The organism is Flavobacterium sp. (genome assembly GCF_036759525.1).
Lineage (GTDB): Bacteria > Bacteroidota > Bacteroidia > Flavobacteriales > Flavobacteriaceae > Flavobacterium.
Genome location: NZ_DAIOUN010000001.1, coordinates 325,430 through 350,568, shown reverse-complemented (window position 1 = coordinate 350,568; position 25,139 = coordinate 325,430). Strand labels below are relative to the sequence as shown.

The 25,139-nt window shown below is 36.4% G+C and carries 11 protein-coding genes and 1 tRNA gene; 10 read left to right on the top strand and 2 right to left on the bottom strand.

Features of this window, described 5'->3' with window-relative positions; all coding sequences use genetic code 11:
- Positions 1–213: 213 nt before the first annotated feature.
- The 3 genes from gltX to V7M80_RS01575 all read left to right on the top strand — a co-directional run bounded on the left by gltX (position 214) and on the right by V7M80_RS01575 (position 3,090).
- The gene (gene gltX / locus V7M80_RS01585) at positions 214–1,731 is read left to right on the top strand and encodes a glutamate--tRNA ligase (RefSeq protein ID WP_333693542.1); all 1,518 of its coding nucleotides are present in this window, start codon (positions 214–216) and stop codon (positions 1,729–1,731) included.
- A 28-nt stretch (positions 1,732–1,759) separates the two neighbouring features.
- Entirely contained in the window at positions 1,760–2,149 is a 390-nt protein-coding gene (locus V7M80_RS01580; RefSeq protein WP_333693541.1) for a hypothetical protein, read from the top strand.
- 74 nt (positions 2,150–2,223) lie between these two features.
- Entirely contained in the window at positions 2,224–3,090 is an 867-nt protein-coding gene (locus V7M80_RS01575) for an HAEPLYID family protein (RefSeq protein WP_333693540.1), read from the top strand.
- 27 nt (positions 3,091–3,117) lie between these two features.
- Here V7M80_RS01575 and V7M80_RS01570 read toward each other — a convergent pair whose 3' ends face one another.
- Positions 3,118–3,774: an outer membrane beta-barrel protein gene (locus tag V7M80_RS01570; protein ID WP_333693539.1), complete on the bottom strand. Its 657-nt coding sequence runs from the start codon at positions 3,772–3,774 to the stop codon at positions 3,118–3,120.
- Positions 3,775–3,848: 74 nt separating this feature from the next.
- Between V7M80_RS01570 and V7M80_RS01565 the strand changes: the two genes are divergently transcribed.
- Complete coding sequence (locus tag V7M80_RS01565) at positions 3,849–4,811, top strand: SPFH domain-containing protein (RefSeq protein ID WP_333693537.1); 963 nt, start codon at positions 3,849–3,851, stop codon at positions 4,809–4,811.
- A gap of 358 nt (positions 4,812–5,169) precedes the next feature.
- Here V7M80_RS01565 and V7M80_RS01560 read toward each other — a convergent pair whose 3' ends face one another.
- Positions 5,170–6,855, bottom strand: a complete 1,686-nt coding sequence (locus V7M80_RS01560; RefSeq protein WP_333693628.1) for a glutamine--tRNA ligase/YqeY domain fusion protein — start codon at positions 6,853–6,855, stop codon at positions 5,170–5,172.
- 357 nt (positions 6,856–7,212) lie between these two features.
- On the opposite strand from V7M80_RS01560, the gene V7M80_RS01555 reads away from it, so the two are divergent.
- From V7M80_RS01555 to V7M80_RS01530, 6 genes are all read left to right on the top strand, one after another.
- On the top strand, positions 7,213–10,176 hold the full coding sequence (locus V7M80_RS01555; RefSeq protein ID WP_333693535.1) for a gliding motility-associated C-terminal domain-containing protein: 2,964 nt from the start codon (positions 7,213–7,215) through the stop codon (positions 10,174–10,176).
- Positions 10,177–10,180: 4 nt separating this feature from the next.
- Positions 10,181–12,103 (top strand): PorP/SprF family type IX secretion system membrane protein, encoded by a 1,923-nt coding sequence (locus V7M80_RS01550; protein ID WP_333693534.1) that lies wholly within the window; start codon positions 10,181–10,183, stop codon positions 12,101–12,103.
- A gap of 7 nt (positions 12,104–12,110) precedes the next feature.
- Positions 12,111–23,348 carry a T9SS type B sorting domain-containing protein gene (locus tag V7M80_RS01545; RefSeq protein WP_333693533.1) on the top strand — a complete coding sequence of 3,746 codons (11,238 nt, stop codon included), beginning with the start codon at positions 12,111–12,113 and terminating at the stop codon, positions 23,346–23,348.
- A 65-nt stretch (positions 23,349–23,413) separates the two neighbouring features.
- Complete coding sequence (locus tag V7M80_RS01540) at positions 23,414–24,352, top strand: PorP/SprF family type IX secretion system membrane protein (RefSeq protein WP_333693531.1); 939 nt, start codon at positions 23,414–23,416, stop codon at positions 24,350–24,352.
- Between the two features lie 7 nt (positions 24,353–24,359).
- On the top strand, positions 24,360–24,719 hold the full coding sequence (gene folB / locus V7M80_RS01535; protein WP_333693529.1) for a dihydroneopterin aldolase: 360 nt from the start codon (positions 24,360–24,362) through the stop codon (positions 24,717–24,719).
- 147 nt (positions 24,720–24,866) lie between these two features.
- Positions 24,867–24,937, top strand: a tRNA-Cys gene (locus V7M80_RS01530).
- Positions 24,938–25,139: the final 202 nt, after the last annotated feature.

Genomic DNA, 25,139 nt, shown 5'->3' with positions numbered 1-25,139 from the left:
TAAATGTTTTTTAATGAATACAGCCTCAAATTGTTTTTATTTACTATGGAATAACAGCAAAATAATTTATAAAAAACACCTCAAAAGGAAAGATTAAATCCAATAGAAACGGCTACCATATTCTACAATTTCTAGTTTTTAATAGCGTTTATTTTTCGAGACAATTTCTTCTGTAAAACTCATAAAATGTATCTTTGCCAAAAATTTATACAAATGTCAAGACCTGTTCGCGTTCGTTTTGCACCCAGTCCCACCGGCCCATTGCATATTGGAGGGGTTAGAACTGCATTATTCAATTATTTATTTGCTAAAAAAAATAACGGTGTTTTTTATTTGCGTATTGAAGATACCGATCAAAACCGATTTGTTCCCGGAGCAGAAACTTACATTTTTGAAGCATTGGAATGGTTGGGTATTTCTCCCTCTGAAACGGTAGGAAAAAACGAAAAATTTGGTCCCTATCGTCAAAGTGAACGGAAACATTTATATAAACAGTACGCCGATAAACTGATTCAATCGGGTTGGGCGTATTATGCTTTTGATACTTCGGAAGCTCTGGATTTACACAGAAAACAACACGAAGAACAAGGTAAAACCTTTATTTACAATTGGCACAATCGTGAAAAATTAGATACTTCATTGGTGCTTTCTGCCGAAGAAACGAACAAGCGTATTGCTTCGGGTGAAGATTATGTGATTCGCTTTAAAACACCAGTGAATGAAGTTTTGGAATTGAAAGACCTCATTCGAGGTGCTATTAAATTTGATACGAACTTATTAGATGATAAAGTGTTATTTAAGAGTGACGGAATGCCAACCTATCATTTGGCCAATATTGTAGATGACCATTTGATGGAAACATCACACGTAATTCGTGGCGAAGAATGGTTGCCTTCACTCCCACTTCATCATTTGTTGTACAAAGCTTTTGGTTGGGAAGCACCTGAATTTGCACATTTACCGTTAATTTTAAAACCCATAGGAAACGGGAAATTATCCAAACGAGACGGTGATAAAATGGGCTTTCCGGTTTTCCCGTTGGAATGGAAAACTGAGGAAGGCGTTTCATCCGGTTATCGTGAAACCGGATATTTTCCGGAAGCAGTTATCAACTTTCTAGCTCTATTAGGATGGAATGACGGCACCGACCAAGAACTATTTTCACTAGGTGAATTAGTTGAAAAATTCGATTTGAACCGTGTGCACAAAGCCGGAGCCAAATTTGACCCGGAGAAAAACAAATGGTTTAATCATCAGTATTTGCAGAAACAAAGTGATGAAGAACTGGTTGATTTATTTATTTCTGACTTAAAGAAAAGAGATTTCTCCTTCGTCGAAATGACAAACAAACCGCACATGAAACGAATAGTTTCTTCCATAAAGGAACGAGCAAATTTTGTTTCCGATTTCTGGGAATTGGCTGATTATTTCTTTGCAGCACCCAATTCATACGACGAAAAAGCAACCAAAAATTGGAAAGAAGAAACACCGGCTTTGATGAAACAAGTTATAGAAGTTTTAGAATCGATTGAAGATTTTACTTCTTTAAACATTGAAACAATTTTAAAAGAATGGATGACAGCCAATGAAATTGGAATGGGAAAAGTGATGCAGCCGCTTCGATTGAGCTTGGTAGGAGCATTAAAAGGGCCGCATTTATTTGATATTATTGAACTTCTAGGTAAAGAAGAAACCGTTAAAAGAATACTAAAAGCAATAGAAAAAATTTAATCGTGTTAAAAGGTTTTACTTTTGCAACATGTTAAATAGGCTTCGACATTTTAGAATAACCCCAATTTTATGGGGATTTATGGCATGTTATCTGTTAAATATCAGTATAGATGTGACTACCCTATTTGATGAAAAAGTACAAAAAAACAGAAATTACAACAAACAAGAAAGTGTTGTAGAACTCGTTTTTGAGAAAATTTTAGGTTTTGAAGAGGCCATTCCCGAAAATGATTCTAATGACAACGAACAAAATCCAAATACCAAAAAAGGATTTACAATAGATCAATTTGTACATACACCTTTTACTATTCATGCCAAAATTATCGTTTATTTTCCCCTTAAAAAAGGTTTTCACTATACTAAAAATAAAATAACAATACCTTCTTTGGAGATACATTCCCCACCACCGGAAGTTTAATTATTTATCCTAAAATCCTCTTGTCCTCTACTTAAACAAGACAAAATTTAGTATTAATTAAACTTTTAAAACTTATGAAAATTTCTAGTTTGAACATTTTCTTTGGAATCTCCATGCTATTAATATACAATCCAAACAGTTATTCCCAATCTGAAAAAGAGATTGAAAATACAATTAAAGATAGTTTGTACATTGAAGAGGTATTAACAAAAACCGAAAAGCCCAAAATTCTTCATGCCGAACCCCTATTTATTGATTTGATTCGCGATTTAGGAGCAAGAAAAGGAGAGAAAGAATGGAATGTTGGTTTTGGTATAACCGACAATAATGATTATGTAGAATACTTGGCATTGGTAGAGTATGAATGGGCTCCCTTAGATCGTCTGGGATTGGAAATTGAGTTACCCTTTACTATTTATCCATCAAGTAAAAATGGAACAGCCCCAGGCAGCAGATTAAACAGTTTGAAATTTGCAGCACAGTATTCGTTTTTGGTTTCTGAAAAAAGGAAAACCTCACTAGCAGTGGGCTATATACACGAGTTTGAAATGAATGAATTCAATGCCTATGCAAACGGAAAGTTATTTATTGGAAACATTTACAATCCGTTTTTTGTAGCAGCCAAGCGTTGGGGAAACAATTTTCACACCCTACTCTACACCGGACCGCTTTTTATTCATCACTTTGATGCCCAATCCACGTATACGAATTGGCAAATAAATAGCAACTTTCACTATATGATTCCCGGAACACGAAACTTTATTGGAGTAGAAATTAATAAAGAATTTACCCAAACCGATTTTGATATGGTAATTCGTCCTCAAATGCGTGTGGGTATTGCCGAAAACTTACTTGTGGGTATTGTAACCGGAATTCCTATTCAAAGAGAAAATCAAAGATTTAGTACCTTCTTTAGGTTGATATACGAACCGGGACATTAAAAAAAAGCTCCATCTCTGGAGCTTTTTTTAAAAGTATACAATAATATTTGCAGCTAAAATTCCTAAATTACCTTTTAATTTTTCGGTAGTTACCAATTTAACTTCGTCTTGTTTGTTTAAGTTATTTAGAATATTGGTTATACCGTATTGAAAGCTCAAATTCAATCGTACATTGTCAAAACCTCCGGTTAATCCGATATGAGCATTGCAATTGATTGGAGAAATTTCTTCAAGATTTTCGACCCGAAGTAATCCGGTATCGGCAATAAAAAGATTGGCATCTGCCTCATCAAACTTAATTTTGCTATTTACTTGTAAAACAGGACCTGCATCTATAGAAAAATTACTACCGGCAATTTTGTAACTCAACAATAAATGAACTTGCACCGCCATCATTTTAAGTTCTACCTCTTTGGTTCCTAACAAAGAATTGGCTTCTACTTTAAACAAATTATCGGTAAAATTCATACCATATACCATGGCAAAATTATTATAATAATTGCCTCGTATAGCTAAACCTGCCGTCCAACTCATACCGGGATTTACATTAAAATTATCGGTAAACAAATGCGTTTGATTTACACCCAAACTAAGTCCAATATGATTGTAATCTCCTTTACCGTATTGAGCAAATGATGAGGTGGCAAGTAGTACTAAAATTAAAGTTGAAAAATATCTTTTCATGAATATTGTGTTAAGTTGTAACAAACGTACGAGAAATTTCGTATCATTACGTATAACTCATTAAACTATTTTTTATGACAGGTTACATTATTATTGTTTTAGGTGTATTTCTATTGTTGGCTTCCTTTTTCACCGTGAAGCAACAAACGGCTGCAGTAATTGAACGATTTGGTCGTTTTAGCAGTATTAGACAATCAGGTTTACAATTGAAAATTCCGGTAATTGATCGTATTGCAGGTAAAATTAATCTCAGAATTCAACAATTAGATGTTATCATTGAAACGAAAACCAAAGACAACGTGTTTGTTAAAATGAAAGTTTCGGTTCAGTTTAAAGTAATTCAGGAGAAAGTTTATGAGGCGTTTTATAAACTAGAATATCCGCACGATCAAATTACGTCATATGTATTTGACGTAGTGCGTGCCGAAGTTCCTAAATTAAAATTGGATGATGTTTTTGAACGCAAAGACGATATTGCTATAGCAGTAAAACGTGAATTAAATGAAGCAATGACCACTTATGGATACGACATTATCAATACATTAATTACCGATATTGACCCGGATATTCAAGTGAAAAATGCGATGAACCGAATTAACGCTGCCGATCGTGAAAAAACCGCTGCCGAATATGAAGCAGAAGCCGGAAGAATTAGAATTGTAGCCAAAGCTAAGGCAGAAGCTGAAAGTAAAAGACTTCAAGGTCAAGGTATTGCCGATCAAAGAAGAGAAATTGCTAGAGGTTTGGTAGAATCTGTAGATGTATTAAACAAGGTTGGTATAAATTCTCAAGAGGCTTCCGCTTTGATAGTAGTTACACAACATTATGATACGTTGCAAGCGATTGGAGCCGATACCAATTCTAACTTGATTTTGTTACCCAACTCGCCTCAAGCAGGTAGTGATATGTTAAATAACATGGTAGCCAGTTTTACCGCCAGCAACCAAGTGGGTGAAGCCATGAAAAAAGCGAACAGCACTTCTCGAATTGGAAAAAAGAAAAAAGATGAATTCGGTACAACCGAAGATGATGCATAATTTTGAAAGAGGCCTTCGGGTCTCTTTTTTTTGAATATAGATTTTGAAAGAGATAAATATAAAAAAATATTTTTCCCATAAAAAACACGGAAAACACAAAATTTTTTGTTTTAGAATTTTTAAAAGGGAAAAAAGTAGATGAAAAATGACCAAAAACGAATTAGAATTGTTTAAATTCACTTTCGTTGAATAAAGTATAAAATTATATTGCCCTTTGTTTTTCTTTTCTAAAAAACGCTCTAAAAAAGCCGTTTTTAATTGTTTTTAACAATAGAAAATAAAAACCAATAGAAAATACAAATAATAGAAAAAGCCACAAAAAAATGTGGCTTATATAGTTTTTTATTATAGAAATGAATTACTCCTTCGCTTCTACTTTTGCCCATGTATCTCTCAAACCAACCGTCTTATTAAAAACTAATTTTTGTGAAGAAGAATCTTTGTCGGTGCAAAAATAACCTAGGCGTTGAAATTGAAATTTATCTTCCGGTTGAGCCGATGTTAAACTGGGTTCAACATATCCGGTGATTACTTCCAATGAATTGGGATTGATGTAATTTTTAAAGTCAACTTCTTTATCCCCATCCGGATTTTCGTGCGTGAATAAACGATCATAAATACGCACTTCTGCCTCTACAGCATGCGGAATTGAAACCCAATGTATGGTTCCTTTTACTTTACGTTGACTAGCCTCTGTACCACTACCCGACTTAGAATCCACATCATACGTTGCGTGAATTTCGGTAATATTTCCATTGGCGTCTTTCACAACATGCTCACCTTTAATGATATACGCATTCTTCAAACGTACTTCGGTTCCTAAGGTCAAACGGAAAAATTTCTTATTGGCTTCTTCTTGAAAATCATCTCTTTCGATGTATAATTCTTTGGAAAAAGGCACTTTTCTATACGTTAAAACTTCTTCTTCCGGATTATTTTCAGCATCCAACCACTCTTCTTGACCTTCAGGATAATTGGTAATCACCAGCTTAACCGGATTTAAAACTGCCATGACACGAGGAGCTGTTTTATTTAAATCCTCACGAACGCAAAATTCCAAAAGGGAAACATCTATTAAATTGGTTCGTTTGGCAATACCAATGGTTTTGGCAAAATTTCGAATGGAAGCCGGTGTATAACCACGTCTTCTCATACCGGAAATCGTGCTCATTCTCGGATCATCCCAACCGGAAACATGACCTTCTTGTACTAATTGCAGTAACTTTCGTTTACTTACAACCGTATGTGAAAGGTTTCTTCTGGCAAATTCTCTCTGTTTTGGACGTACTTTTGTACTGTCGTAAATTTGGTCTAAAAACCAATCGTATAATTCTCTGTGGGGTAAAAATTCCAGTGTACAAAGGGAATGTGAAATGCCTTCAATATAATCACTTTCGCCATGAGCCCAGTCATACATAGGATAAATGCACCATTTATCACCGGTTCTGTGGTGGTGTTTATGTAAAATTCGATACATAATTGGGTCACGCATCAACATATTGGTAGAAGCCATGTCAATTTTGGCTCGTAACACATGCGTTCCTTCCGGAAATTCTCCGTTTTTCATACGTTCAAAAAGGTCCAGATTTTCTTCTACCGAACGACTTCTGAAAGGACTATTGGTACCTACTTGCGTTGGTGTTCCTTTTTGTTTGGCCATTTCTTCAGAAGATTGGCTGTCTACATACGCTTTATCTTTTTTGATAAATTCAACCGCCCAATCATACAATTCTTGAAAATAATCAGAAGCATAGCGTTCTTCGGCCCACTGAAAACCAAGCCATTGCACATCGCGTTTAATTGCATCAACGTATTCTTGTTCTTCTTTGGCGGGATTGGTATCATCAAAACGCAAATTCACAGGCGATTGGTAATCAATCCCTAATCCGAAATTCAAACAAATTGAACTCGCGTGACCCACGTGAAGATATCCGTTGGGTTCCGGTGGAAAACGAAAACGTAGTTTTTCTCTTGAAAAACCGTTTTTTAAATCTTCTTCTATAATTTGTTCAATAAAATTGAGCGACTTTTCTTCTGACATAATTCCTTAAAATGAGCCACAAAAATACATAAAAAAGGAACAAAGATTAGAACACCTTACCTATTTTATCATATTTGAAAAAATAAAAAACAAGAGAATATTTACGGTTTTATAGAACTGCAGTTACGGTTTTCCACAAATTTTACATTCAGCTGTTGATAAATGTGTTAAAAATGATTTTTGTGAAAAAAAAATACTTACTTTCGGAGAGTAATTAACAAAGATTTGACAAAATCGGCGTAAAACCTTTATCGTTTATTTTTCGTAATTGAATGTAGTGTAGTGCCTATTAAGATTACAAAAAATTAATAAAAAGTCGTTTGTTTTTGGGGAAAAACTAACGGGTTTAAGGAGTGTTTTATGGTTACTACAACTACCCCAAAAAGACTGTTAGCTTCTCTAGCTTTAGGTTTCCTGATTTTAGGAAACTCTTGGGGTTATGCACAAACGATAGTTATTGGAACTCCTTCATTAAGTTTTACACAAGCCTGTGCATCACAAAACTTCAATTCTTATAACCTAACTTTTACAGTATTTCCTACCGCAAATATACAATCGGGTAATCAATTCATTATCGAAATGTCGGATCCAAACGGAAGTTTTGGAACTGCAACTACGTTGACTACAGTCACAAGTTCGACATCACCGGTTAATGCAAATTTTGCCCTACCTACACAAACCGCAGGAGAAAACTACAGAATACGTGTAAGAAGTACTGCTCCTGCAGTAACGAGCCCAAATAGTGTGGCTTTCTCTGCTTATTATGCGGTACACAACCAACCTTTTTCAATAAACAATAATATAGGAACTTTATCTTTTTGTGAAGGAGGAAATACAACCTTACAAGTTGATGCCACCGGAACTCCAGCTTCGCCTTTATTTTATAGCGGTTTGAACTACAAATGGTATCGGAATTTTGCAGAAATTAGCGGAGCAACAGGACCTTCATTAAACATTACACAATCCGGAAACTATTATGCCATTGTTGATTATGGTAGTTGTGTAATGAATTCCTATTCAAACATTGTGACTGTAAATGTGACATCCGGAATAAATTTAAGCATAAGTGCTTCAAATGGAGAAGAAGTTATCTGTAACGGAAACCCCAGAATACTTACATCGTCACATCAAAATTCTGGATACGCATACCAATGGTTTAAAAACAATGTTGCCATTTCGGGAGCCACAAACGCAACGTATTCGGCAACCCAAGAAGGCACCTATAAATTAAAAATCACATTTGGTGGATGTGAGTTTGAGTCCAATGCTATCTTCTTAGAATTAGTGGATTTATTAGTAGATTGGGATGTAGACCCCATAGAAATTCTTATTCCCGGAGAGACATTAACCATAACTAGTATAACCAATGCAGTAACCCCAACCTATCAATGGAAAAAAGATAATGTGTTGATTTCAGGAGCTAATTCGCCTACTTACACGGTAAATCAACCTGGAATTTATACGTTAATTGTTACCGAAAACACTATTTGTAATGTATCTGAAGAACTTAATGTTACGGTTCAATTTCCAACAGGATTTAGCGGAACCATTCAAAATAATGGAGATTATTTAGCCTGTAGTAGTTCTTCGAGCACATTGACTTTGGCAACATTAACAGCTCAAACAACAAACGGAAATATTCCGGTAAACACAACGAATTCAACCTATACTTACCAATGGTTACTAAACAATAACCCTATTACCGGAGCTACATCAACCAGTTATACTATAGCTAATGCTACTCAAAATGGAAACTACAAACTTAGAATAACAATACCCGGATATGCTCCATTTGAAACCAACAGTATAGCGGTAAATCTGCGTTTAGAAACACCAACCCTATCAATTATAGGGGCTTTGTGTGGAGTATCTACTGTAACTTTACAAAGCTCGGTTACCCATTCTGAATATAGCTACAGATGGTATCGAAACAATGTGCTTATTACCGGAGCTACACAACCCAGCTACACTACAAATCAAATAGGTAATTATTATTTAGTACTATCACATACGGGCTGTAATGCAACATCGGCCACGGTAAATTTGATAGAGAACAGTATAACTGCAGAGCTCAATTATTCCGGAAGTACTTTACTAATACCCGGAGAATCCAAAACATTAAGCGTGACAACCAATGCCAACAATCCTCAATTTCAATGGTTCAGAAACAACGCTATAATAGCCGGAGCAACATCTTCAACTTACAATGCAACAGAAGACGGAACATATAGAGTTCAAGTGACACAAAGTGTAGGTTGTAATGCTACTCAAGAAGCTACAGTAGTTTTACAATATCCTAACTCATTTACAGTAACAATTGCCCCAAATTCAGGATATGAAAACTGCAGTAGCACACAAGCCACTCTGAGTATAACTTCATTTCAAGCAATTGGAAACTCAGAAACCCAATCCTTACTTTCTAATTCATTTGGTTATGTTTACGATTGGTATCGAAATGGAACAATGATTCAATCTTCGAGTAGTACAACTTTTAATGTTAGTTCTAATGCACTTAACGGAACGTATGAATTAAGAGTTCAAATACCTAATTTTCCAAATGTAATTTCGAATAATGTTACGATTCATTTAGGGGTAGCCGAAACTATTGTGTTATCCTCTAGCGGTACTTTATGTGAAAACGGAGGTGAGGTAGTTTTGAGTTCTACGGTTACAAATTCACAGTATGAATTGGCTTGGTATGCAGAAGGAAGCAATCAAATTTTGGGAACTTCGTTAGAGTTAACAGTTAATACGCCCGGGAGCTATTTCTTGACAGCTGTTTTTCAAGGATGTACCTACACTTCAAGCCTTATAAATGTTGGTGTAGAAACCTCAAACGGAATAAGTTTATCTATTCCGCAAAACATTACCCTAATACAAGGAGGCTCCAGAAATGTAACCGCATCCGGGGCCACCAGCTATGTTTGGATGCTAGAAAATACAATCGTTGGAACCGGTACTGATTTCCAGGTTACACAACCCGGAATTTATACTGTAATAGGCACTACTGGAAGTTGTGAATACAGTACATCTTTCACTGTTACAGTTGTTGAAAACACCAGTACCGTAGTTCCAAACGTTGTAACCATGAATAATGATGGGAAAAACGATTTTTGGTCAATACCTAATGAGTATGTCAACAAAGAAGAAGTAGAGGTTACCATATATTCTTCTACGGGAAAAGTAGTTTACAGAACCCGAAACTATCAAAACAATTGGCCGGAACCCGGATTACAAGTGTCAAAAAAAGAACCTGTATATTACTATACCATTTCCGAAAATGAGGCCATAGTAAAAAAAGGTTCAATAACCCTAATTCAATAAGAAAATGAAAACAAAACTACTTTCACTCTTATTGGTTTGGTTTATTGTACACTCGGGATGGGCACAAGAAGAACCCGTTTTAACCTTTAAGCTACCCACCCAAAATGCCTTATTGCTAAATAGGTTTATAATGAATCCTACCTTTTCTGCGGTTCGTGAAACCGAAACCTATCTCACGCTATATCACAGAAGTCAATGGATTGAATTTGATGATTCACCAGAGTTATATATGCTTTCGTATACCGGAAGGTATGGAGAAAGAGCCGGTGTTGGAATTGGTCTTTTTCAACAAAACCTAGGTGTAATCACAAGCTTTGGGGGAGTTGGTAACTATGCTTATGAAATTCAGCTGCAAGAAAAAATGAAACTTACATTGGGTTTCAATTTGGCCTATTATACAACCGGGGTAAACAGAAACAGAGTGGTAAGTAACGAACCCGATCCGCAAATATTGGCCTTACGAAATCAATCTGTTTTGACTTTAAATCCGGGACTCAACTTAACATGGGGAAGTTTTGACTTAGGTGTTTCTGTAGATAATGCCGTTGATTACAATTTCAAATCAAGTGAAACCATTAAGGATTTCTCTGAAAAAACATTCAATTCACATTTGATGTACCATCACCAAATGGAAGCTCAAGAAGGTATGTTTGAATCCGGGTTTTTCAGATTACTATTACGAGGTAAAATCAACCAAACCGATGGTTTTCAAATGGGTGGATCGGTACTGGTTAACTATCCTAAATTGGGATGGATTCAAGCCGGTGTAGATGATTTTTATGGAGTAGGAATAGGAGGAGGGGCACACTTAACTCAAAAACTTTCTTTGGGTTACACCTATGAAAGGGTTATAAATGAAGGATTGGTAAATTTTGGTCCTACCCATGAAATTACTTTGTCGTACCGATTCAACTCGGGAAATCAAATTTCAAATACTCGAAACTCGGTTAAAAAACCGCAACCTGTAAAACCATTAAAAACAAAAAAAATAGCCTTCCAAGAAACCGAAGAATTCGAAGAAGAATTTGAAGAACCGGAAATAGAAACTGAAAAAACAACACCTAGTATTCCTGTAAAAACCAAACCCAGCACCTCTACAAAAGCCAAAACCGCGTCTAAAGCAAACTCACGTTACGATAGAAATGGTGAAATAGAAAAATTAAAATTGACATTAAGTGAAGACCATTTAAAGCTATTAGATATGATTATCAAGCAAGATTCTGTGGAATCTATGGCAAAAGAAGAATTTGAAAAAAGAATTGAAAACTTAATACAATATATCAAAAGATTAGAAACTACTATAGCTGAAAAAGACTGTAATTGTGAAACTCCAGAGGCAATGGTAACCGAAGAAAAAACAGTAACCACTACTACCAAAACCATGGTTAATAATAAAGTTATTAAAAATGAAACAAAGGAAGAATACGATATAACAACAAAACTAGCTTCGATGAAATCGGCTACGAAAAAAGAAAATATTAAAATAGAAACCCCTAAAAAAGCATCAAAAGAACAAGAAATAGAACGAAAATTAACCGAAATAAAATCAAGCACTACACCCAATGATAATTCAGCTAAAACCAAATTTAAATTAACCGATGATGAAATAAAAGAATACTATTCTAAATTAACCGACAAAAAAAGAGCTACTGCCCGAAAAAATATTTACCTGCAAGTAGACAATCAAGAGCCCGGATTTTACATCATTGCCAATGTATTCTCCGACCCAACCTTTGCCGAAGATTTTTTACAAAAATTAAAAAAGCAAGGAGTTAAAGCCAACTATTTTGTGAATCCAAAAAACAATTACAGATATGTATATCTCAAAAAACATTCGGAATGGAGTGAAGCCCTGATCTCGTATTACACGAATGTAGACAATACCTATTTTGATGAAATATGGATTATGAACATCAACATTAAATAAACCCAAAATGAAAATGCCCCACTTAACCTACACCTTAAAAACAATAGTTCTATTCTCTTGTTTTTACCTCTTGGGTACCAACCTACATGCCCAAGTAGCCGTTCCGTTTACTGTTCGGTTTCAGCAAAATCTCAAAGGAGATATGACACTGATATCCAACAATATAGTAAACAGACAAGATGCTACCAATACACCCAATACCGCTTATAATTTGCTAGGTAATTCCTCCGAATTTAACGACAATTTGAACATGCGTTATATCGATATAGATGGAGATGCCTCGACATTCAGTTCGAGTAGTGCAACTTTATCTATTCCTAATAACGGTTGTAACAAAATTGTTTATGCGGGACTGTATTGGTCTGCAACCTATCGTTACAATAACGGTTTTTCTACCACCAATGGAGATGGAGATAATATTAGAGAAAATAATTTTAATCAAATAAAACTCAAATTACCCGGTGGGGCTTACCAAGATATTACAGGACAAATAATTTTTGATGGGTTTACAAATGCAAACTTTATATCCAATAGTCCTTATGCTTGTTATGCAGATATAACCAACTTGGTTTCCGGATTATCCAATCCGGAGGGTGAATATACCGTAGCTAATATCAAAGCTACTCAAGGTTTTATAAGTGGAGGAGGTGTTTCTGGAGGTTGGACTATCTTCTTTGTTTATGAAAATCCAACATTAACCGGTAAGTACATAACTTCATATGATGGCTTTGCGGGGGTAAGAGCTAACATTGGTCAGGTAGACATCAATTATAGTGGGTTTACAACTTTACCGGCTCCGTTTCCCGTTAGAGCCAGATTGGCTTCAGCTGCTTTAGAGGGCGATAACCGAATTACAGGAGATCAATTGCTTATAAGAGCCAATTCGAATACGGTTTTTACACCCTTAAGTAACACATTAAACACGGCAAACAATTTTTTCAACAGTCGAATTACACTTAATGATACCGACTTTAACCTGAGAACACCCAACAGTTTAAACACACTGGGTTATGATGGAGATATTATTGCTATAAACAATCCGTTAAATTCTGTTTTGCCTAACAATGAAACACAAGCTACCTTGAGAATTACCTCAAATCAAGATGCTTATTTTATGTTTTTCAATGCTTTGAATGTAGAAATCATTGAGCCGGAAATAAAATTAGTTAAAAACGTGCAAGACATAGCCGGAAATGACATCGCGGGGGCTGATGTTAATCTAGGGCAATTTTTAGACTATGTAATCACATTTCAAAACATTGGTAATGATGATGCGACCAATGCTACCATTAGAGATATTTTACCTATAAATACAAGTTTTATCTCGGCCGATTTGAGTGGGGCTCCCGGGGTAACTTTTACACACAATCCGGTAACCGATGAATTGGTTTTTACTTTGCCTGATAATTTATTAGAAATCGGAGACCCTATTTACACCATAAGAATTCGGGTACAAGTTGCTACAACTTGTAGCGAATTGGAGGACGCTTGTTCTAATCTAATCCAAAATCAAGCTTATACCACTTATCAAGGCGTTTTGAATACCAATGTAATTTCTGACGATCCAAGCTTTGCCGGACTAGACAGCTGCGGATTTGGTCAACCGGGTCCTGCCAACTTTTTGGTAGATATAGACGATTGTATTTTTACTACCAATGAAATTTTATGTGGAAGTAGTATTCAACTTACAGCGGCAAATGGTTATGAAAGCTACACTTGGACCAATAGTGCAGGAACTGTAATTGGAACCAGCCAAACTATTACCGTGAGCAGTGTTGGCACCTATACTGTGGTAAATGTTCCAACACCACCTTGTATTGGGATAACCCAAACCTTTAACGTAACTCTTTTTGGAGCTACACAAGCAAATCCTATTATCCCTTTTGCAGATGAGGTTGTTACTTGTCCTAATGATGGTGAACAATTGCCACTTATTTTCTTATGTGGTGTAAATGACAGTAGACTCATTCAAACCGGAATAAACGACGCTGTTAGCATAGTTTGGGAGGTATTAAATGAAAACAGCTGTCCGGCAGTAGGAATTGCAGATTGTGCCAACAAAAACCCAAGTTGTACATGGAATCAAGTTGGTACCGGTGCCAATTTTAACGCAACTACATCCGGTCAATACAGAGTTACTATCAATTATCAAAACGGCTGTTTCACACGGTACTATTTCAATGTTTTTACCAATTTGTTAGATATTCAGTATACCGCAACAAACATCATTTGTAACAGTCAAGGATCTATTCAAATTACCAATCTACCGGCCAACTATGAGTATCAGTTAATCAATCAAACTACCAATACAATATTGGTTCCTTACCAAAACAGTCCAAACTTTACTATTACACAATCGGGAATATATTTTGTTCAAGTAAGACAACAAGGAGTTACGGATGGTTGTGTGTTTGAAGTGCGAAATATTGGTATCCAACAAAATACATTTAGTGTAAACGTTATTCCTCAAAATGCCAATTGTAATGGTTTTGGTAGCCTGAGAGTACAAGCCTTGAATGCGGCACCTCAATATACTTTTTCAATAACTGGTCCGGTAACTATTTCTAGTGGTTTAGTAACCGATAATGATTATACTTTTCAAAATCTAAATCCGGGAACTTATACTGTAACAGTTACTACAGATGATGGTTGTACTTCTACGCAAAACGTAACTATTATCAATCAAAGCACAATAACATTAACCGCAGTTATCTCGCAACATATTACTTGTAACGAGGGAAATATTCAAGTTAATGCCGGTGGAGGTCAACCGCCTTACACTTATGCAATTTACAGTTACAATGGAGTTTTACAAAACCCAACGAGTTCGGACTTTCAAACCAGTGTAATTTTTGATATTCCTTTTGGACAACAAGGCACTTATCAATTCATTGTTGTAGATCGCAATAATTGTACAGCTTTATCCAATCCGGTTACTATTAATTTGGTTCCTAATGTTGTATTTACAACCAGTGTTCAAAATGTTACTTGTGCCGGTGCGTCTAATGGTTCTGTAATCTACAATTTGGTAGCTGCAAATGGATATCAGGTTTCCTACCAATTGCTAAATAGTAGCGGTCAAGTTATAGCTAGTAATAACTCGGGAATATTTACCGGATTACCTGCTGGTCAATATACCGTAGTATTGATTCAACGTCAAGGAAATAGAGTATGTAATTTTCCGGCAGATTACACAATAACAGAACCGGCTCCACTTATGGGTACTGCAACTTTATTGAGTAATTACACTTGTTTAAATACGGGAGCTACCATAGGAATTCAACCCGGTAGTGTAAGTGGGGGAACAGCTCCCTATCAATACAGTATAAACGGAATAACCTTTGGAACCAACTCTGTATTTTCGAATTTAACGGCAGGCACTTACACGATAACGATTAGAGATGCAAATAACTGTCTTTGGGTTACAAATCCAATTACAATCAATCCATTAGTTAGACCTACCGATCTTTCATTTACAGCAACACCTTTAACGTGTCCGAGTTTAACATCTTCTATAACTTTGGCAGTTACAGGAGGAACCGGACCTTTTGTTTATGAAATCATTGCTCCTTCAAGTAGTGCAATTGTAAATAATGCAAATCCAACATTTACAAATCTACAAGCCGGAACTTATACTTTTCAAGTAACCGATTCTAATGGTTGTAATTATCAAGAAAACTATACTTTACTTCCGGTTAATCCAATTTCTGTATTGGGTCAGGTTACCTCAAATGTTTCTTGTTTTGGGGGTTCTGATGGTTCTTTAACTTTCACTGTAAATAGTAACAATCCATACAATTACACTGTAACAAATGGCTCGGGAACTGTTGTTGCATCGGCTACAGGAAGTACGCTTTCAAACCATGTAGTAAACGGATTGAATGCTTCTGTTTATACCCTTTTGGTAACTGATACTTTAACCAATTGTACCGATTCTGCTTCAGTTACTGTATCTCAACCTTCAAGTGCACTAACAGCTACACTAACCGTTAATCCAATTACATGTATTGGTGCAGGAAGTGTACAAATTACAGCAACCGGGGGTTGGGGATCCAATCTTTATACATTACTTCAACCTAACGGAACCCAAGTTGGACCACAAAATTCGGGCATATTCCCCAATTTAACTCTAACAGGTGCTTATACGGTTCAAGTTCAAGATAGCAATGGATGTATTGTGAGCAATACATTTAATTTAACTACACCAACTAATCCTGTTGCTGTTCTTGCGGCATCAACTGACTTGTGCTTTGATGCGAATGGGGCTTCATTAGCAATTACAGTAACGGGAGGTGTAGTTCCTTATTCTTACAGTTTAAATGGAGGTTTAGCTCAAAATAATGGGGTTTTTAACAATTTGCAACCGGGAACTTACACTATTTTGGTAACAGATGCCTTTGGTTGTACCGATAGTATCACACAAACTATCTATCCAGAATTGGTTTCAAATACTGCAATAGTTAAGCCTTTAGATTGTAGTATCACTCCAGATGCTGCTATTGAAATTACAATTTCAGGAGGCCTCGCACCTTATACATTTCAAACTTCTTTCAACTCCGGAACCTACACCGGTAGTACTAATGTGGCGGGTTCAAGTTTTACTTACACCACCAATAACTCGGGAACGTATCAGTTTTTAGTAACCGATGCACAAGGTTGTACCTTTGAAACCAATGTTTTAACTATCTCACCATTAACATTACCCGAAATTGTTGCGGTAAATCAAATCCAACCTATACTTTGTCATGGTGGAAGTGATGCCGAAATTGTTATCTCTGTAAACAATTTAGCCGGATTGGCTCCTTTTTTCTTTGAAATAATCAATACTACTACAGGTGTCAATTATGGTACCGTTACTTCGGGATTGAATGCTGGAGTATATCAAATTACGTTGATTGATTCAAATAATTGTACTGATACGGAAACCTTTACCATAACAGAACCAAGTCCGCTTAACTTTTCCATAAGTACAGTAGATATAACCTGTAACAATCCGGGTGGAACTTCATTTGGTGAAATTAGAGTACAAGGAGTAACCGGAGGTACGGCTCCTTATACTTACAATTTATTCAATAATTTTGGATTTATTGATACGTATACCACAACATCAAATGAAAATCATTCTTTTGTAATTTTAAACTTCGGAATTTACAGTGTTGAGGTTATCGATTCAAACGGTTGTGTAGTTGCCAATCAAAATATTACTATTGCTTCACCTCCAAGTGATTTGATAATTGATGTAAGTACCTCAACGGTAGATTGTACAACCGGAGGTACTGCAATTATATCGGTAACCGCTGCTGTGAGTAGTGGTTCTTATGAATTTGCTATTTTGGAGACTAACACGCTTCCATACTCATCCTCGTACCAACCGGCCGATTTAGGAACTCCGGAATCGTCAACTTTTACCGGGTTGATACCTGGTGTTATTTACACATTTGTTGTACATGATTTGGTTACAGATTGTTACTATTTCAAAACAGCTGATACGCCTATCAATACGCCATCCAACTTAAATATAGTTTTAGATACTATTGCCAATGTGAGTTGTACCGGAAATTCTGATGGATATGTAAACGTTACTTTGAGTAACTATGATTTAGGAGCAACAGCCATAGGATATGAAATTTTTACTTCTCAATCTAACACAACTACCGGAATTACAGGAACCCTTTCACCTCTTACGGGGTCACCAATAAGTGCAACGAACTTAGGTCCACTGGCTCCCGGTAATTACTACATTTTATTCACCGAAGTGGGTGGTGCTTTTGCCGGGTGTACGGCTTCTTCTGCTGCATTTAATATCTTTCAATCTACTAACTTATTACAAGTTGGAGCCAATGTAACACGAAACGATAATTGTAATTTAAACCGAGGAAGAATATCTGGAGTTGCTCAATTTGGAACCGCTCCTTATCAATTTCAATTGGTTAATGCAGGTGACCCTGCACCAACTGTAGCTACTTGGGCCGGTATTCCAACCAACATATTCTTTGTAGAAGGTGGAAACTACGTTTTATATGTAAGAGATGCAAACGGTTGTATTCAATCTACACCCGTATTTGTACCTACCGATCCTGCTCCTTCTATAAGTGCTGTGGTAACCAACTTATGTAGTGCTACACAAGGAAACTTTACCCTAGAAGTTTCGTTAACATCACCAGGCATTGCTCCATATACATTTAGCATCAATGGCGGTGCTTTTCAAACTCAAACTGTACCAACTTTTACGTATACCAACTTAACTTCTGGTAATTACAGTATTCGAGTTCGTGACTTTAATGGATGTATTGCTACAGCAACTGTATCTATACCTCAACCACTACAGTTAAGCCCTACTGTTACTGCACTTGTTTCTTGTGTTGGAAACGATGGACAAATTACATTGACTCCATCAGGAGGAAGCGGTTCGTTTACTTATAATCTTTTAGATGGTTCCGGAACAACATTGATAGCCAACCAAACGAATCCCCAATTTTCAAACTTAAATAGCGGAACCTATACAATTGAAATTAATGATTTAGTAACCGGTTGTAACCGTCAAGTAAGTGTTGTTTTGGATAATCCAATTCCGGTATCTTTTTCATCAAGCTTTACTAATGTAACTTGTGAAGGAGCCTCCAATGGAAGTATTACTCTTGTTTTAGATGCTTCAAATACGAATCCCGTTTACACGTTCACCTTATCAAACGGAAGTAACCCACCTGTAATTCAAAATAATGGTTTATTTACCAATTTACCAGGAGGAAACTACACGGTAACGGTTACTTCTTCCCGAAATTGTACACGTATAGAATCGTTTAATATTATCGAACCAAGTGCTTTGACAGTTTCGGCTTCGGCTACTGCATTTGAATGTGATGCCCAAAATAATTTTGAAGCCTCGCAACTAACAGTAACTGCCAACGGCGGAACTGCACCCTATTTTTATAGTATAAATGGAACTGCGTTCTTCAGTAATCCTGTATTTGAAATTGCAGATACCGGTTCTGTTCAAAATATTACGGTGACCGTTAGAGATTCAAATGGTTGTATCACCACTACTCCAATAGTACTAAATCCGTTACCTGAAATACAATCAATCCAAACCAATTTGGTATCTGGTATTACCTGTTTGAATGATGAAGAGGTTGAGGTAAGTGTTGTTGGCGGCTCAGGAGATTTTACCTTTGAAGTTTTGCCGGTTGGTACTCAAGCTCCTATAACTCCGGGTGCAGGTGTATTTCAAGCCCTTTTTAACCTAAGTACACCAGGCAGTTATTCCTTTTTAATTACCGATAACATTACCGGATGTACCCAAATTTCTTTACCCTATGAAATTACTCCATTTGATACCCTAAACGTTACTGCTACTGCTGTAGATGCTGTCATTTGTTTTGGAGATACCAATGGAAGTGTTTCTTTAAACGTAAACGGATATAGCGGAACGTACACCTATGAAATTCTAAACGAATTGGGAACAATAGTAAGTTCCGGAAATGGTAACACAACTGTAAATCCATTGGTAATTGGAGGTCTTTCCGGTGGAAATTACACACTTTCTGTTGTGGCTACCGGAACCCCTTTCTGTAGTGCTACAAGTAATACATTTACCATTGTATCACCTTCTTCAAATTTAGTAATTGCTGCATCGGAAACAGCTAATGTTACATGTACTAATTCTGAAGGTGAAATAAGTGCTACGGCATCAGGTGGTTGGGGTAATTTTGAATTCCAATTGATTAATACATCAACCGGTGTTACCGTTCAGCCTTATGGAACTAATGCTTTATTTACCAATTTATCTGCCGGTACCTATTTGGTTTCAACCAGAGACTCCGGAGGATGTATTGTAAGTACAACTGTTGTTTTAACTCAACCCAATTTAATTAACGCTACATTAAATGCCTCTCAAACCCTTTTATTGTGTCAAGGTGATTTTACTGCTTCTATAACTGCAACTAGTGTTACGGGAGGTCAAGGCTCTTATCAATACATTTTAAACCAATACGATGCAAGTGGAACAACTATTGTGAGCAGTTCCGGATCACAAATAGAACCTACTTTTACAGGTTTAGGTGCCGGAATTTATAGCATTACCCTTACGGATGGTTGGGGATGTGATTTTACTACTCCTACAGTTCAAATAACCGAACCTTCAAATATAATAGCTTCATTAACTGTTGACTCAACATTAACTTGTACTACCAATGCAACCCTTTCAATTTCGGCAACCGGAGGTACTCCACCTTATCAATACAGCTCAGATGGAATTAATTATTCTTCACAATCGGTTTACAATGTGGGACCTGGAGTTTACCAGTTTTTTGTTCGGGATGCTAATAATTGTACGGCTGTAAATACCAATCAAGTAACGGTAAATATGATTCCAAATTTAGATTTAAATCTGAATTTAAACAGTGCCAACATCAATTGTTTTGGCGAAAATACAGCTGTTATTATTGCAGATGCAACCGGTGGATTAGGAAATTACAGTTATACCTTATTTGATGGTTCCAATACAGCTATTGCCGGACCTCAGCCAAATGGTACTTTTGCTAACTTACCTTCTGGAATCTATTCGGTACGGGTGGAAAGTGGCGACTGTATTGCTAATTCCAGTACGATTCAAATAGGCGAACCAAACGAGCTTGTGGTTACCAATGTAAATATAACCTCGGTACTTTGTGCAGGTGGTGAGAATGGTAGTGTGGAAATCCTTACTCAAGGTGGAACCGGAACAATTCAGTTTGCAATTTCTCCAAACTTAAATCAATTTTTTAACACCGGATTGTTTACAGATTTAGCCCCGGGTAACTATCAAATTATAGTTCAAGATCAAAAAGGATGTTTCCAATTGCTGGATATTGAAATTACAGAACCTCTACCATTACTAGCCGATGTGGCTAATGTAGTTCAAAACTTGTGTTTGGGAGATAATGACGGATCGTTTGACGTAACTGTAACCGGTGGAACTGCACCCTATTTTACCAGTTTGAATAATCCGGATCCGGCCGCATTTGTAGAAGGACAACTTTCGTTTTCCGGACTTGTCGGAGGTACAGATTACTTCATTTTCGTTCGCGATGCAAACGGATGTGAAACCATTGCTTATGTCTTTTTAAATGCTCCCGAAGAGGTTGTTCCCTCTGCAACTGTAACCTACAATTGTACCGGAAATGTTCCCGGAAATACCGTTACGGTTTCAGTAAATGCCTCTGCCATGGGCAATGTTCAATATGCCTTGGATGGCGGAACTTATCAAAGTTCAAACCTTTTCCAAAATGTAGTTTCCGGAACCCATATTTTTTCGGTGCAACATACCAATGGATGTATTAAAACGGTTACGGTAAATATTGATGACAATCAACCCTTACAATTGAATATTACAAACCTTCAGAATGTTGCTTGTAACGCTGGAACGAATGGTAGTGTAACTGCAAGTACTTCCGGAGGAACAGGACTAATAGAATATGCTATTTCACCCAATTTGGGAACCTTTGGAACCTTGAATACTTTCAATAATTTAACAGCCGGAAACTACACCATTGTGGCACGTGACGAGATTGGTTGTACCGTTAGTCAAGATTTTACCATTTCAGAACCTACTGCTGTAAATACAACCGTGAGTGCTATTACACAAGAATTATGTGTAGGAGATGGTAATGGAAGTATAACCCTAGCTATTTCGGGTGGAGTAGGTCCGTATGCTACTAGTTTAAATAACCCTAATAATTTTGTATCCAATCAAGTGAATTTTACAAATTTAACGGGAGGTCAAACTTATACTATCTACATTAGAGATGCTAATAATTGCATAAGCACTTTAAATGTGCCATTACAAAGTGCGGTATTGCTTACTCCAAATGTCAATATAACCTATTTGTGTACCGGAAATGTAGTAGGAAATACAGTAACGGTTACGGTTAATACAGCTGTTCAAAATGAAGTATCCTATGCTTTAGATGGAGGAGCATTTCAATCTAGTGCATCATTTACAAATGTTGCAGTAGGAAATCATACCATTACCGTAAGACATACTAACGGATGTGAACAACAAGTTCCTTTTGTAATTCAACCTTCAACACCTTTACAATTTACTTTCAACACAACTCCTGTAACTTGTAACGGACTTACCAATGGTTCCATACAAATTAATGCCACAGGCGGAACCGGTACTTTAGAGTATGCTATTTCACCTAATTTAAACCAATTTGGAACAGCTTCTACGTTTAGTAATTTGGCTGCCGGAAATTACACTGTAATCGTGAGAGACGGCATACAATGTACCCGAACAGAAACTATAACCATTACACAACCAAATACCTTGGTAGCTCAATTAGAAACGATGTTCTCAGACTTGTGTGCGGGTGATAATCTGGGTGCTATTGAAATCACAATTCAAGGAGGAACAGCCCCTTACCAAACAAGTTTAAATCCGAATTCTAACTTTGTAACCAATCAAACATTATTTGAAAATCTAGCCGGAGGCAGATCTTACACCATTTACGTTAGAGATGCCAATGGATGTCAAACCAGTTTGGTAGTTGCTGTTGATGGAGGTGTAGTTCTAGATGCTGAAATTGATGTGCGTTATTTTTGTTTTGACGATCCAATTCAGAACCGAGTTACAGTTTATGTTTCCGGAACTGTAGCTTCACAAGTAACTTACTCTTTGGATGGCTTACCCTTTCAAAATAGTCCTCAGTTTACCAATTTATCCAATGGATCTCACACAATTACGGTTCTTCATACAACTGGATGTACCGAAACACTTACTTTCACAGTTCAAAATGCACAGCCTTTAACGGTTAGTGTAATTGAAAGTAATCCGAATCAGATTACTATAAATGCCGCCGGAGGTTCAGGTTCATATACCTACTTTTTAAACGGAACCAATTATGGCAATCAGTCGGTAATCAATGTGTTTTCAACCAATACCTATACGGTTACCGTTGTAGATAGTAACAATTGTTCGGTTACCACACAAATTGATATTACTTTTATTGATATCGATATTCCTAATTTCTTCACTCCAAACGATGATGGAGAAAATGATACATGGCAACCTAACAATTTAGATGGTTTTCCTAATGTTCAAATCCAAGTATTTGACAGATATGGCCGAATAATAACCCAATTTGGACAAACCGGTTCTTGGGATGGTCGTTACAATGGTGCTCTGTTACCTACCGGAGATTATTGGTACACGATTGTTTTGGATAATGGAAGACAAATTGTTGGAAACGTAACTTTATATAGATAATACAAATAATCCTGCCCAATATTATGATTTATTTGGCAGGGTTTAAATCACATATCACATACACTATGAAAAAAATAGCCCCACTTTTCATGTTATTGGCCTTCTTAAACGGAAAGTCTCAGGAATTAAATCTTCCTTCATTTACTCAATATTTAGCAGATAATCCGTTTGTAATATCACCGGTATATGCCGGAATTGGAGACCATGTTAAAATACGTGCCAACGGATTAACGCAATGGGTTGGCATAAAAAATGCTCCACAAAATCAATCTTTAGCTGCAGATATGCGTATTCATGATCAATCCGGAATAGGTGTTTACTTATACAATGATAGAAACGGAAATACCCGCCAATCGGGATTAAAATTCAGCTTTGCTCACCATTTGGTTTTAGATAAATATGAAGAACAATACCTATCTTTCGGTATTTCGTATAATCTGAATCAATTTCGAATTGAAACCGAAAATTTTAACGGAACCGATTTTGGTGTTGTTGACGATAGAAGGCTTACCAATCACAATGCAGATGTAGGAATTCTGTATCGTATAAACGGATTTTATGCCAGTTTTACAGCGGCCAACTTGTTAAATAAAAATGTAGATATTTTTAATGATATTGAGCCCTTAGAATTAAGAAACTATCAATTTTTTAGCGGTTACAAGTTCCGAACTTTTCAAAACAGCGATACCGAAGTAGAACCCTCTGTTTTCTTTCAATATTTTGAAAGTGATAAAAGATCAACTACCGATTTGAATTTGAAGCTACGATTTTATAACTTTGAAGATTATTACTGGGCGGGAATATCCTATCGCTTTTTAAACGATCAGTTATTAGAACCTTTAAATATCGGACCCATGGCAGGGATTAAAAAGAATAATTTTTATTTTGCTTATTCCTATCAAGTTACCCTTAACAAGTTGATCAATTACAACTCCGGAACGCATATGGTAACTATTGGCTTAGACATTTTTCAAGGAATCAGTAATTGTCCCTGTACTTATTAAAAAACAAATGGGAATTATCAAATTACAAAACATCAGAACATTTTCGTTTCACGGTTGCTTGATTGAAGAAAGTAAAATAGGCTCCGATTATTCTGTAGATTTGGAAATCAAAACCGATATGCGAAAATCTTCGCTATCAGACGATTTAAAAGATACAGTTGATTATGTGCATTTGAATCAAATTGTAGTAGAAGAAATGGCCATTCGATCAAAACTCTTAGAACATGTTGGACGAAGAATTATCAAACGAATTTTTGACGAACTTCCGGCAGTTTCTCGTGTTCTAGTTTCGGTTTCAAAACTCAATCCCCCTATTGGTGGCGATGTAGAAGCGGTAACGGTGGTGATGGAGGAATATAGGAATTGATTTTGTTTCAAGTTTTCAACACAATATTGTCATTCCGAAGAATGAGGAATCTCATAAATTTAAGATTAAGTTTACTTTTACAAAAGTTTTTTGAAGTTTAGTTTTTTAACTTTAAACTTTTTATATACATTTGCCATCCGATTATATGGCGTCGTGGCCGAGCGGCTAGGCACCGGTCTGCAAAACCGTCTACCCCGGTTCGAATCCGGGCGATGCCTCTGAAACCTTCAAGGAAACTTGGAGGTTTTTTTATTGTAAATTTTTAGAAAAAATTAATTAAAGATAACGCAAAACCGTCTAACCCGGTTATCCCGATAGCTATCGGGAGGGCGATGCCTCTGAAACCTTCAAGGAAACTTGGAGGTTTTTTTTATTGTAAATTTTTAGAAAAAATTAATTAAAGATAACGCAAAACCGTCT